Source organism: Streptomyces scabiei 87.22, from assembly GCF_000091305.1.
Classification (GTDB): Bacteria; Actinomycetota; Actinomycetes; order Streptomycetales; family Streptomycetaceae; genus Streptomyces; species Streptomyces scabiei.
In genome coordinates this window covers 4,251,946-4,264,998 of the sequence record NC_013929.1, presented here as the reverse complement: position 1 = coordinate 4,264,998, position 13,053 = coordinate 4,251,946, and the positions used below count along the sequence as shown (strand labels likewise).

Sequence of the window (13,053 nt, the reverse complement as noted above, 5' to 3'; positions counted from 1 at the left end):
ATACTGGGGTGCTCGGATGCCTGGGTGCGTGCTCGCTCAGCCGCCGAGCGAGGTCAGGACGTCGCGGCGCAGGGCCGCGCGCGCCGGGTCGTCGTGGGCCGCGCGGTCGCGGGGGCGCGGAACCTCCCGTACGGCGGTGAGCCGGCCGGAGCCGAGGAGGGCGACGCGGTCGCCGAGGAACAGGGCCTCGTCCACGTCGTGCGTGACGAAGACGACCGTGGCGCCCGTGCCCCGCAACACCTCCACCAGCAGGTCCTGCATCCCGGCGCGGGTCTGTGCGTCGAGCGCGCCGAACGGCTCGTCCATCAGGACGGCGCGGGGGCGACCGGCGAGCGCGCGGGCCAGCTGTGCGCGCTGGCGCTGTCCGCCGGAGACGCGGTGCGGGAGCTGCCGCGAGTACTCGGCGAGCCCGACCCGGGCCAGCCACGCCTCGGCCTGGCCGCGGCGTTCGGCGCGGGGCACGCCCCGGACGGCGAGCGGGAGTTCGACGTTGGCGCGCAGGGTGCGCCAGGGCAGGAGGGCGTCCTCCTGGAAGACGAGGGCGCGTTCGGCACCGGGGCCGGTCAGCGGGGTGGCGTCCTGGGTGATCTCCCCGGCGAGCGGGGGCAGCAGGCCCGCCAGGGTGCGCAGGAGGGTCGACTTGCCGCAGCCGGACGGGCCGACGACGGTGAGGATCTCGCCGGGGGCGATGTCCAGGCCCACGTCCGTCAGGGCGACGGCGTCGGGGCGGCCGAGGTCGGCGCGGTGGAGGGCGAGACGGGTGCCGCGCCCGGCGGCGGGCGCCCGCCGCCCCTCGGCGGCCGGGGCAGATGTCCCCGTGCTCTTCCCGGCGGCCGGGGCAGAAGCCGCTGTGCTCTCCCCTGCGGCCGGCGTCGGCGTCGGTGCCGGTGTCCCCGTCCCCTCCTCGACGGCCGTCGCCGGTGGCCGCGTACGGACCTGGGCCGGGGTCTCAGACGAGGTGCTCATCACGTGCCTCCTCGGGATCGGTCGTGGCGGTGTCGGTGGCGGTGGCCGCGGGCTCGGTGGTCGCTGGGGCGGCCTGTGGTCCGGTGGCGCGGGGCGCGGTGGTGCGCGGTCCCCGGGGACGGGTGGCGGGGGCGGCGGACGTGCGGGGCAGCCAGTGGGTCAGCCGGCGGCCGACCAGCTCCACGGCGGTCGACGTCAGCCAGCCCAGCACCCCGATCGTGGCCATGCCGACGAAGACGCCGGGGTAGTTGACGACCGTGTAGTCCTGCCAGGTGCGGTAGCCGACGCCGTACTGCCCGGAGATCATCTCGGCGGAGATCACACAGATCCACGACACCCCGATGCCGACCGACAGACCGCCGAAGATGCCCGGCAGCGCGCCCGGCAGGACGACCGAGGCGAGGATCCGCCCGCGGCCCCCGCCCATCGTGCGGACCGCCTCCTCCCACACCGGGGTCAGCGCCCGTACCGCGTGCCGGGTGGAGACCAGCACCGGGAAGAACGCGGCGGTGAAGGTGATGAAGACGATGCCCTGCTCGTTGGAGGGGAACAGCAGGATCGCCACCGGGACGAGGGCGATCGCGGGGATCGGGCGGATCACCTCCAGGACCGGCCCGAGCAGGTCCTCGGCGAGGCGGGACCGGGCGACGAGGATGCCCACCGCCACACCCAGCACCGCGGCCAGCAGGAAGCCGGTGAGGATGCGGGTGAGGCTGTCGGCCAGATCGGTCCAGTAGTCCGGCCCGGTCACCCGCTCCGCGAAGGTGTGCGCCACGTCGGTGACGGTGGGGAACTGCGAGAAACGCAGCCACACGTCGACGTCCAGGCTGGTCAGCAGCTGCCACAGGGCGAGGGCCGCGACCAGGGACAGGGCGCGCAGGCCGTAGCGGGTGGCGGGACGGGGGCGGGGGCCGGGGGCCCGCACGCGCCGGGCGCCGGTTTTCGCGGGGCGGCTCACGAGGCCCGTTCCAGTGCGGCGGCGTAGGTGATGACCTCGGCGCCCTCGTGCCCGGCGACGTACGCCTTCGCCGTGGCCGGAGCGACGAAGGGCAGGAGCCGGTCGCCGTCGGCCACCCAGACCGCCTTGTCGGCGAACCACTGGGTGCCGGTGGTGGCGTCCGGGACGTAGGCGGCGCGGATGCCGTCCTTGTGTCCGGCGACGTAGGCGAGGAGTGCGCCGGGCGTCTCGAACGACCTGGTCTCGTCGGCGTTCCTCGGCCAGACCTCGCTCGCGGCCGGGGCCGGTTCCGCCGCGAGCTGCTGCGCGTAGGAGGCGCCGAGCGCCTTGCGGACGTACCGGTCGTCGACGAAGGAGTCCACGTCCACGTCGCCCGTCAGTTTCGCGGCCTTGAGGACCGGCACGTCCTTCTTCAGGGCGGCGATCAGCGCGGGCTTGAGCGCGGGGTCGAAGGTCGCGATGCCGTGGGCGCCGTTGTAGAGGTAGACGACCTCGGCGGGCAGACCGGTGGCGTCGGCGACCTTCTCGGCGGCCTCGACGGGGTGCTCGTGGAGGTAGTCCGTGGCCTTGGCCTGGGCCTTGAGGAAGGCTTCCAGGACGGCCGGCCGCTGCTGCGCGAAGTCCTCGCGGGCGGTCACGCCGTGGAAGGTCGGCAGGTCCAGCTGGGCCCCGTCGTACAGGGCCTTCGCCTTGCCCTGGTACGTCAGCAGTCCGGGCCAGGCCACGAACTGCGACAGCGCGTCGGTGCTGCCGGCGGAGAGGGCGGAGGCGCCGACGGCCGGCTGCTGGTTGAGCTTCTCGATGTCCTTGTCGGGGTCGAGGCCGGCCTCGCGCAGCGCCCGTACGAGGGTGCCGTCGGCCGCCGACCCGATGCTCGTCGAGACCTTCCTGCCCTTCAGGTCCTTGAGCGTGCCCAGCTTCGAACCGGGCGCCGTGACGATGGTGTTGAGGCCGCCCCGGAGGTTGTAGCCGGTGGCCGCGACGAGCCGGGTGGGCTTGCCGAGCTGCTTGCCGCGGGCCGCGTTGAGCAGCAGCGGGAAGTCGCCCATCGAGCCGATGTCGATCTTCCCCGCGGTCATCTGGGCGGTGATGGGGGCGCCGGTGGCGTAGTCCTGCCAGTCGACCTTGTACGTAGTCTTCCCGCCGAGCGCGTTCAGCTCGTCCTCGAAGTAGCCGAGGGAGCGCAGGAGCGTGCCCGCGGTGACGGTGTTGATGGTCTTGGACTGGTAGCCGACGGTGACGGTGACCGTCCCGCCGTCCGCCGCGGTGTCACTGCCGTTGCCGCAGGCGGTCAGCGTCAGGGGCAGCAGGAGGGCTGTGGCCAGGGTGACTGCTGTGGTGGCTGGGGTGGTCTTCATGGGAGTTCGGGCCTCTCACCGGAGCGTTCAGCGGAGCAGGTAGGGCATGTTGACCGTGACGGCGCCGGTGGGACAGCGGGCCGCGCACGGGCCGCAGTACCAGCACTCGTCGACGTGCATGTACGCCTTGCCGTTGCTCTCGTCGATGGCCAGGGAGTCCAGCGGGCACATGTCCACGCAGAGGGTGCAGCCGTCGATGCACTTCGACTCGTCGATGGTCACGGGCACGTCGGCCCGCTGGGGCGCCACAGGCATGGCTGTCTCCAGGGAGGGGCGGAACAGGGGGCTGTTACAGGGAGCGGTGCAGCAGACCGCTCATCGAGATGCGGTCGCCCCGGAAGCGGATGAATTCCAGGTCGACCGGCCGGCCGTCGGCGAGGTGGGTGAGCCGTTCCAGCATCAGGACGGCCGAGCCGCGTGGGGCTTCGAGCACGGCGGCGGAGTGGGTGTCCGCGTTCACCGCCTCCAGGGTGATCTCCGCATGGCCGAGGCGGTGGCCGGTGATCGTCTCCAGCAGGCGGAAGACGTCGGTGTTCTCCAGGTCGGCGCCGAGCAGTGCCGTGCCGAGGTCCAGGGAGCCGAGGGTGAGGGGGATGTAGGTGAGGTCGAGGGAGAGGGGGAGGCCGTTCAGCCGGCGCAGGCGCTCGATGTAGAGGACGTCGGTGCCGGTCGGGAGCCGGAGGCGGTCGGCCACCGGGGCGGGGGCCGGTGCGGGGCTCATGGTGCGGACCTCGTTGGTGACCGTGCCGTGTTCGCGGAGGGTCTCCGCGAGCCCCTCCAGATGGTCGAGCCCGTGGGGGTACTTCCGGGCGACGACGACGGTGCCGACGCCGGGGAAACGTTCCACCAGGCCCTCGGCGCGCAGCAGGTCCAGGGCCTCGCGGACCGTGTTGCGGGTCGCGCGGTAGTCGGTGGCGAGGACGGACTCGTGGGGGAGGGTGCCGTCCCCGAAGCCGCCGGTGAGGAGCTGGCGGCGCAGGAGGTCGGCGAGCTGCCGCGCCTGGTCCGCACGCAGCCGGCGGCGCGCACGGTGGGCGGCGACGGTGGTCGCGCCCTGGCCGGCGTGCTCTCGGACGCGGTCGGTGGGTGGCATGTTTCGAACCATACCGAAATGGTGGGGAAGGAAATGTTGCCGGAGTATTGCGCCACGTGGCCGCCCCGGCCCGGCTGTTCTGAGCTGGGCTTATGCGACGGTGTGACGAAGATCTGCCACCGACCTGTCCAGGGAGTGGGACCAGAGGGCCGCCAACTGGGACGCCCCCTCCTCCCATGCCGCGCCCCCGAAAGGGGCGCGGGGAACGGCGCGAGCAACCACGACGTACGCGGGCGCCGCCGACGAACCGCGGCCTTCACGGCGAAGAGGCGCCCGTCGACGCCCGAGTGCGGGGCGCACTTGATCTGCTGCCGCGCCCCCGAAGGGGCGCGGGGAACGGCGCGAGCAACCACGACGCACGCGGGCACCGCCGACGAACCGCCGCCCTCACGGCGAGGAGGCGCCGCCCGGCGTCCGAGCGCCGGGCGCACTCGATCCGGCGAACGCCCCCGCCGCAGGCGACTAGTCCCGCGCCCGCACCCGCCCCCTCACCTCGCCCAGTTCCACCCGCGTCCCCCCGGGCCCGGGGGCCCAGCCCGTGAGGGTCACCTCGTCGCCGTCCTCCAGGAACGTCCGCTTGCCGTCGGGGAGGTCGAGGACGTCCCGCCCGTTCCAGGTGAGCTCCAGCAGCGAACCCCGCTCACCCGCCTCCGCCCCGCTGACCGTGCCGGACCCGTAGAGGTCGCCCGTACGCAGGGACGCGCCGTTGACGGTCATGTGCGCCAGCTGCTGCGCGGCCGTCCAGTACATCGTGGAGAACGGCGGCTCCGAGATGACCTGCCCGTTGATCGCGACGCTGATCCGCAGGTCGTACCCCCCGAGGTCGACGTCCGGCCCGGAGTCGTCCAGATAGGGCAGCAGCGGATGCGTGCGCTCCGGCGGGGCCACCCGCGCCTCGTCCAGGGCCTCCAGCGGAGTGATCCACGCCGAGACGGACGTCGCGAAGGACTTGCCGAGGAAGGGGCCGAGTGGAACGTACTCCCATGCCTGCAGGTCACGGGCGGACCAGTCGTTGAGCAGGCAGAGCCCGAACACGTGGTCGCGGTAGTCCCGCAGGCCGACCGGCCGCCCCATCTCCGAGGGGACGCCCACCACGAACCCGACCTCCGCCTCGATGTCCAGGCGTACGGACGGGCCGAACACGGGCGCCGGTTCGGCGGGTGCCTTGCGCTGCCCGGACGGCCGTACCACCTCCGTGCCGGAGACGACCACCGTGCCGGACCGGCCGTGGTAACCGATCGGCAGATGCTTCCAGTTGGGGGTCAGCGGGTCCGGAGAGTCCGGACGGAAGATCCGGCCCACGTTCCGCGCGTGGTTCTCCGAGGCGTAGAAGTCGACGTAGTCGGCCACCTCGAACGGCAGATGCAGACGTACGCCGGACAGCGCGTGGAAGTGCGGCGCGATCGTCTCCCGGTGCGAGGGCACCGTGAGCCACGCGGTCAGCGCCCGGCGGAGGTCCGACCAGGCGGTGCGCCCCGCCGCCAGCAGGGGGTTGAGCGTGGAGTGGGCCAGGAGCGCCGCGTACGGGGAGCCGAGGGCGTGGGCCGCGGCGGCGGCGTCCAGGACGTGGTCGCCGAGGCGGACGCCGACCGTACGGGCGTCGGAGCCGGCGGGGGAGAAGACGCCGTAGGGGAGGTTGTGCGGCCCGAAGGGGTGGCCCTCGGGGACGTCGAAGGGATCGCCTTCGGGGACATCGAAGGGGGGCATCGGGTGCTGCCTCGCTCTCGTGCTTTCCGTCGTTCCTCTGGTCGCGGCACACGTTACGGGGCGGTGCGAAGATCGGGGAGTGTCTGAAGAGTGCGTAATGCACCGATAAGTTGGCGGAAGGGGGGAAAGGTTCCGTCTTGACGTCCCCCGGGGGACTTGGGCCGGCCGAGACCCGGAGCGGGTGCGGCCCGCGTGCCACCGTGAACCCACCAACCCACCAACCCACCAACCCGCGCACCCGCGCACCCGTGCACCCGTGGTCCCGGCGGTGGCCGGAGGCCGGCGCGCGGGTGCGTGTGGTGGCGCGCGGCCGGGGTGTGGCGGCCGTCGGCGCGCCCCCGTGGAACCGGCCACGGCCGCACCCCGGGCCGCTGTCCGGAACGGCCCGGTTCTGGCGCGAGGGTTCGACGGACATAGGTACGGACGTGCGGAACTGCGCGAGGTCGCCGGCGGCGGGGGTGCGGCGGGCCGGTCACGGGGTTCGTGCGCGGGATCGGCGGACAGGGGCGTCCGGGCTCGCAGGCCGAGAGAGGGCGACTGAACTACCGTTCGGGCAAAGGGTGTTGACGCGAGGGGCGGTCACGGTGGCCGGGATGCCGGACGTCGTCCGGCTACCGTCGAACCGATGGGGTGTGGCATCCGTATTCTCTGATCATGGCCGCTCCCACCGCATATTCACTCATCGCCACTGACCTGGACGGAACGCTCCTGCGCAATGACGACACGCTCTCCGACCGGTCCCTCGCCGCGCTGGCGCGGGCCACGGCGGCGGGTGCCAGGCACCTCGTGGTGACAGGACGGCCGGCGCCCAGAGTGCGCCCACTGCTGGAGGATCTCGGCGGCAGGGGGCTCGCGGTGTGCGGACAGGGCGCGCAGTTGTACGACCACGGCGCGGACCGGCTGCTCTGGTCCGTCACCCTGGACCGCGAGCTCGCCGAGACCGCGCTCGGCAAGATCGAGGCCGAGGTCGGGCAGCTGTACGCCGCCGTCGACCAGGACGGCGTCGACGGCCTCACCCTGATCGAGCCCGGCTACCTCATGCCCCACCCCACGCTGCCCGCGGTGCAGGTGCCGCGCCGGGACGACCTGTGGTGCGAGCCGATCAGCAAGGTGCTGCTGCGCCATCCCTATCTGTCGGACGACGAGTTGGCGTCGGCGGCGCGGATGGCGGTCGGCTCGCTGGCGACGGTCACCATGTCCGGGCCCGGAACCGTCGAACTCCAGCCGTGCGGCATCACGAAGGCGACGGGTCTCGCCCTGGCCGCCGACCATCTCGGGCTGACCGCGGACCGGACCATCGCCTTCGGTGACATGCCCAACGACATCCCGATGTTCGACTGGGCCGCGTACGGGGTCGCCATGGCCAACGCCCACCCCGAACTCAAGGCCGTCGCCGACGAGGTGACCCTCTCCAACGAGGACGACGGCATCGCGGTGGTCCTGGAGCGGCTCTTCCCGTGAACGGGCTGTTCCCCTGGGCCCGCCGGCCCAGGGGAACAGATGGAACAGATGGAACAGATGGAACAGATGGAGCAGGTGAGCCGCAGGGCTCAGTAGGCGCCGAAGACGTTGTCGATCGAGCCGTACCGGTCGGCGGCGTAGTTGCACGCCGCCGTGATGTTCGCGACCGGGTCGTACGGGTCGTACGGGGTGCCGGACACGTGGTACGCGGCGAACGTCGGGTCGATGACCTGGAGGAGGCCCTTCGACGGGGTGCCCGCGGCGGCGTTGGAGTCCCAGTTGTTGATGGCCAGCGGGTTGCCCGAGGACTCGCGGATGACGTTGCGGTAGATCCCGTTGTACGTGCCGGGGATCCCCTTCTGCGCCATGATGTCCAGCGACTCGCGGATCCAGCCGTCGAGGTTGTTCGCGTACGTCTTGGCCGACGCCTGCGTGGCCGTGGACGTCTTGGACGCGGTCGACGCCTTCTTGGCCGCGACCGGCTTGGTGCCGTTCAGCGTCAGCTTCAGGCCCGGGCGGATCAGCGCCGGGTTGTCGCCGATGGCCGCGCGGTTGTTCTTGTACAGCTGCTGCCAGCCGCCCTTGGTGTGGTGCTTGCGCGCGATGGAGGAGAGCGTGTCGCCGGAGACCACGGTGTACGTCGTGGCCTTGGGCACCACCGCGGCGGGCGCGGCCTGCGGGGCCGACTGCACGGAGGTGACGGCCTGGGCCGGGGCGGCGGCGTTCGCGGTCGTGGCGACCGTGAGCGGAAGGGCCAGCGCGGCCCCGCCGGTGCCGGCGGCGACGAGGCCACGGGTCAGCGCGTTGCTTCTGGGACGACGGTGTTTGCCTTGTGCGGGCATGCTGAATTCCTCTCCGTCGCCTGCGAGGTGAGCTGTCGGGTTCGGGCTGGAGATGCCCGGCCTCGCGCGTCGTCCCGGCGGCCGCTGTGCGTGCGGCGTCCGCTGGGCGTACTGCGCGTGGCTTCACCCCTAGCCGGTCCGAAGGGGGTTCTCCGGACCGACGGCTTACCTGGGTCCCCCGCTCCTGCCGTGCGTGGATGAGTGGTGATGGGTGGGGAGTCCGGGGCGGCGGCAGGATTAGGCGGTCCGTCCGGACGAGGTGTGAACGTATGCGAGAGCACACGATCGGAACAAGTCCCGGTTTGGCGCTTTGGTCCAGTTGACCTTGAGTTTGCTGTGATTCGACCCAAGATCGGCTTTTCGTCTCCTGGCTCAACTTGCCTACCGCAAAGGGAAACTCGACGGCGTGGCATGCGTGCGTCGCGCGGCGGGACGGAGAGGGCTGGTGACTCAACTCACGGGAGGAGTCGGGTGAAATGAAAGTAAGCGGCAAATCGGTCAACTCGGACCAAGGGGGGTGGGTTCAAAATGGGTGAAATCGGCACACGCGGGGAAGGGTGGCCGGTCCGGGGTGGGCCTGGTGACGGCAGGAGTGCGGGCCGGAGGTGTGGCTGGAGGTGTGGCCGGGGGTGCGGAGGCGTTTCCGCCGGGGAGAACGGGTACGCGTCGCGGGTGGGCGCGGGCAGGGGTGCGGGCAGGGGCGTGGGTGGGTGCGCGGGTGGGCGCGGACGGGTGCGGCACGCGCGTCGATGGATATCGGCGTGTATGAGTTGATCAAGAATGGGAGGAGTGCGGTCCCATACCACTCCAGGCGAAGCCGTGGGCGCTCGTGGTGATCGAAAGGTGACCGGATACGCTGACTCGGGTGATGACAGCGACAGATCGACAAACCGTGTCATCGACCGTGAAAGCGACCTAGACCGACCGTGTGACCGTCATCAGACGTCAGCAGACAGGAGAACCCTCGTGACCGTCGTCGAGCCGTTCGGGCTGAGCGCGCGGGACCAGGCTCTCGAAGCCGATGTCCAGGCCGGAATGGCGGCCGTCGAGGAGGGTCTGCTGGAGGCGACCAAGAGCGAGGTCCCGTTCATCCAGGAGGCCGCCCAGCATCTGCTGCGCGCGGGGGGCAAGCGGTTCCGCCCGCTGCTGGTGATGCTCGCGGCGCAGTTCGGCGACCCCTACGCGCCGGGTGTCGTGCCCTCGGCGGTGGTGGTCGAGCTGACCCATCTCGCCACGCTGTACCACGACGACGTGATGGACGAGGCCGAGGTCCGCCGGGGCGTGCCGAGCGCCAACGCCCGCTGGGACAACTCCCTCGCCGTCCTCACCGGCGACTTCCTCTTCGCCCGCGCCTCGCACGTCCTCGCCGACCTCGGTCCCGATGCCGTCCGTATCCAGGCCGAGGCGTTCGAGCGGCTGGTCACCGGGCAGATCCTGGAGACCGCCGGGCCGCGCGACGGGCGCGACCCGATCGACCACTACCTCGACGTGCTCGGCGGCAAGACCGGCTCGCTGGTCGCGGTCGCCGGACGGCTCGGCGCGCTGATGGCGGGCGCCGACGAGACCGTGGTCGACGTGCTGACCCAGTACGGGGAACGCCTCGGGGTGGCCTTCCAGCTCGCGGACGACGTGCTCGATGTCGCCTCCGACTCCCACGAGTCCGGCAAGACGCCCGGCACGGACCTCCGGGAGCATGTGCCGACCATGCCGGTGCTGCGGCTGCGCGAGCGGGCGGGGCGGCTGGGGCTGCCGGAGGACATCGCCCTGTGCGAACTGCTCGACTCCGACCTGACCGACGACGCCCGCCTCGCCGAGGCCCTGTCCCGCCTCCGCGTCCACCCCGCGCTGGAGCAGGCCCGCCGCGACACGGTCCGCTACGCCGAGGAGGCCCGGTCCGCCCTGTCGCCGCTCCCGGAGTGCGACGCGAAAGCGGCCCTGGTGGAACTGTGCGACGCGGTGGTGCACCGGGCGGGTTAGCCCCGCCGCAGGTCACCGCGCCGGTTGGCCCCGCTGCGGGTCACGGGGCGGGTTGGCCTCGCTGTGGGTCACGGGGCGGGTTGGCCCCGCTGCGGGTCACGGGGCGGGTTGGCCCCGCTGTGGGTCACGGGGCGGGTTGGCCTCGCTGCCGGCCTGCGCGAAGGCGGGGCCTGTCGCGGCCGGCTCCGGTGGGGTGCGGCGGTCGTCGCCGGTCCCCGGTCCCGGTTCGCGGTATGGGCGGTGGCCGGGCGCCCGGACCCGTACCGGTCGGCCGCCGGCTGCCGACGCTCCTGACGGACGTCCGCGGTTGACCACCCCAGGCTCCCGGCCGCCCGGCGTTCCGGTCGCCGACGGTCCCAGAGATGTTTGCGGTTGGCCAGCCGGGCTCCTGGTCGCAAGGCGTTCCGGTCGCCGACGGGCCCGAGAGACGTGCGCGGTTGACCACGCCGGGCCCCTGGTCGCACGGCGTTCCGGCCGCCCGGTCCCTGTGCCTTCTGTCTTCCGGCGGGATCGGTCTCCCTACCCTCCGACCCTTCGACCCTCCGGCAGCCTCGGCCTTTCCGCCCCTTGGCCGCCCGAGTCCCTCCGCCCCTGGTCGCCCGAGAAGCTCCGCCCCTGGTCGCCCGAGTCCCTCCGCCCCCGGGCCGCCCGAATCCCTCCGCCCCTGGTCGCCCGAGATCCTCTGCCCCCTGGTCGCCCGAGTCCCTCCGCCCCCGGCCGCCGCAGTCCTCCGGCCTCGCCGGGTCGGCTGCCCTGCCCGCCTCTCCCGCGCAGAAGGACGCCGCCTCAGTCCTCCAGACGCACCCGCCGGAGCGCGTCCCGGGCCCGGCCCCGCCTCTCCCCGCGGCGCGAGGCGCGCGTCCGGCGACGGCATCGCGCACACCTCCCGGCGGCCCGGCCCGGCCCGGCATCGGCACCCAACCCCCGGCGGGCCCGCACCCGTCGTAGGCCCGGCGGCGCCCCTGACCGGTCCAGGCCCGCTGCCCCTCCCCCCGAGCACCCGTACCCGCACCCGCCACCGCACCCGTGCGGCACGGCAGGCGTCGGCCGGGGCCGTCGGGGTACTCCGACCACACCCCCGCGGCCGTCTGCCCCGCACGACCCCTACGGGTCGGGTGGACGTTCGGACGCGTTGTGTCATCCCGTAGCAGTACGCCGAGTTGAGCCCGGAGTCTGACGCTTCTCCCCGGCCGATTTGGTCAGATGGGTATCACCACTCCTCACCGATTCGGGTGAGAATGGCGGCTCCGAGAAGATGCCGCCGCCGACGACGGAGGTAAGGCACACATGGCACCGTACGAAACCGACGACAGCGCCCGGTCCGGCGACGCCGCCGTGCTCGCGGCCGAGGCCGAGGAGACGCGCTCGGCACGGCGACGCAAGGCCGCGCGGTACGTCGTCCCGGTCACCGTGCTGGGCGTCGCCGCCGCGACCATCGGGCTCGTCCCGGCCTTCGCCGGCTCCGGTGACCCCGATCTGCCGAAGATCAGCGCGCAGGAACTCATCGAGAAGATCGCAGCCTCGGACGTCGAGCAGGTGTCCGGCACGGTGAAGATCACCACGGACCTCGGCCTGCCCGACCTGGGCGGCCTCGCGGAGGGCCTCGTCTCGCAGGCCGCGCCCTCCGGCGGGGACGGCGCGGACGGCGGCTCGGCCGCCGACCCCTCCGCCAAGCTCCTCGAACTCGCCGCCGGCACCCACACGTTGCGGGTCGCCACCGACGGTCCCGACAAGCAGAAGCTGTCGCTGCTGGACGACGCCGCCGAGTACAGCGTCATCCACAACGGCGACGACCTGTGGGCGTACGACAGCGCCTCGAACGAGGTGTACCACGCGACCGACGCCGGCGAGGGCAAGGACCGGCGCGGGCCCAAGGGCGCCCCCGACGCCTCCGAGGACGTGTCGGGCACGCCGCAGCAGCTCGCCGAGGAAGCCCTCAAGGCCGTGGACGACACCACGTCCGTGACCGTCGACGGGACCGCTCGGGTCGCCGGGCGGGACGCGTACAAGCTGGTGATCGAGCCGAAGCAGTCCGGATCGACGGTCGGGGCGATCTCGATCGCGGTCGACGCGAAGACGGGGCTGCCGCTGAAGTTCACGCTCACCCCGGCGAGCGGCGGCTCGGCCGTCGTGGACGCGGGCTTCACGAAGGTCGACTTCGGTAAGCCGAGCGCCTCGACGTTCGATTTCACCCCGCCGAAGGGCGCCAAGGTCACCGAGGCCGACGAGGCGGGCAAGCAGGGCGATCACGTGTCCGGCTTCGGCGACTCGCTGTTCGGGGAGCCCGGCAAGGGCGAGGGGTTCAAGGACGGGAAGAACACCGAGTCCCGCAAGGAGGGCAAGGGCCCCCGTGACTCCGGGAAGGGATCCGAGGACGAGTTCGCGAGCGGGCCCGACGGGTTCAAGACGATCGGCAAGGGCTGGAGCACCATCGCCGTGTTCGGTGACGGCGCCGAGGGCGGCGGTATGCCCACCGGTGGCGAGTCCTCCGGCGACGCCGATGCCGACGGCTTCCTGAACTCCCTCGGCGACCCGGTCAAGGGCGAGTTCGGCTCGGGTACGGTCTTCAAGACGCGGCTGATCAACGTCCTGTTCACCGACGACGGCACGGTGTACGCGGGTGCCGTCACCAAGGACGCGCTGGTGAAGGCGGCCGACGCGGCGAAGTAGCGATGCCGGCCGGTGGGCCGG

10 protein-coding genes are annotated in these 13,053 nt (G+C 72.6%); 3 read left to right on the top strand and 7 right to left on the bottom strand.

All coding sequences use genetic code 11. The features are described from left to right. Nucleotides 1–36: 36 nt before the first annotated feature. From SCAB_RS17990 to fahA, 6 genes are all read right to left on the bottom strand, one after another. Nucleotides 37–966 carry an ABC transporter ATP-binding protein gene (locus tag SCAB_RS17990; RefSeq protein WP_013001502.1) on the bottom strand — a complete coding sequence of 310 codons (930 nt, stop codon included), beginning with the start codon at nt 964–966 and terminating at the stop codon, nt 37–39. After that, nucleotides 950–1,924, bottom strand: a complete 975-nt coding sequence (locus SCAB_RS17985; protein WP_013001501.1) for an ABC transporter permease — start codon at nt 1,922–1,924, stop codon at nt 950–952. Before SCAB_RS17985 ends, SCAB_RS17990 begins: the two co-directional genes overlap by 17 nt. After that, a complete protein-coding gene (locus tag SCAB_RS17980; RefSeq protein ID WP_013001500.1) occupies nt 1,921–3,282 on the bottom strand; it encodes an ABC transporter substrate-binding protein in 1,362 nt (453 codons plus the stop codon). Before SCAB_RS17980 ends, SCAB_RS17985 begins: the two co-directional genes overlap by 4 nt. A 27-nt stretch (nt 3,283–3,309) precedes the next feature. Then, on the bottom strand, nt 3,310–3,537 hold the full coding sequence (locus SCAB_RS17975) for a 4Fe-4S dicluster domain-containing protein (RefSeq protein ID WP_037723925.1): 228 nt from the start codon (nt 3,535–3,537) through the stop codon (nt 3,310–3,312). Between the two features lie 34 nt (nt 3,538–3,571). Beyond that, nucleotides 3,572–4,375 (bottom strand): GntR family transcriptional regulator, encoded by an 804-nt coding sequence (locus SCAB_RS17970; protein ID WP_037723923.1) that lies wholly within the window; start codon nt 4,373–4,375, stop codon nt 3,572–3,574. A gap of 462 nt (nt 4,376–4,837) precedes the next feature. Then, entirely contained in the window at nt 4,838–6,082 is a 1,245-nt protein-coding gene (gene fahA, locus SCAB_RS17965; RefSeq protein ID WP_013001497.1) for a fumarylacetoacetase, read from the bottom strand. 654 nt (nt 6,083–6,736) lie between these two features. On the opposite strand from fahA, the gene SCAB_RS17960 reads away from it, so the two are divergent. After that, entirely contained in the window at nt 6,737–7,543 is an 807-nt protein-coding gene (locus SCAB_RS17960) for a Cof-type HAD-IIB family hydrolase (protein WP_037723920.1), read from the top strand. 89 nt (nt 7,544–7,632) lie between these two features. Here SCAB_RS17960 and SCAB_RS17955 read toward each other — a convergent pair whose 3' ends face one another. Next, the gene (locus SCAB_RS17955) at nt 7,633–8,385 is read right to left on the bottom strand and encodes a transglycosylase SLT domain-containing protein (protein WP_013001495.1); all 753 of its coding nucleotides are present in this window, start codon (nt 8,383–8,385) and stop codon (nt 7,633–7,635) included. A 966-nt stretch (nt 8,386–9,351) separates the two neighbouring features. Between SCAB_RS17955 and SCAB_RS17950 the strand changes: the two genes are divergently transcribed. Beyond that, nucleotides 9,352–10,362 (top strand): polyprenyl synthetase family protein, encoded by a 1,011-nt coding sequence (locus tag SCAB_RS17950; RefSeq protein ID WP_013001494.1) that lies wholly within the window; start codon nt 9,352–9,354, stop codon nt 10,360–10,362. Nucleotides 10,363–11,649: 1,287 nt separating this feature from the next. Then, nucleotides 11,650–13,032 (top strand): LolA family protein, encoded by a 1,383-nt coding sequence (locus SCAB_RS17945; protein WP_013001493.1) that lies wholly within the window; start codon nt 11,650–11,652, stop codon nt 13,030–13,032. Nucleotides 13,033–13,053: the final 21 nt, after the last annotated feature.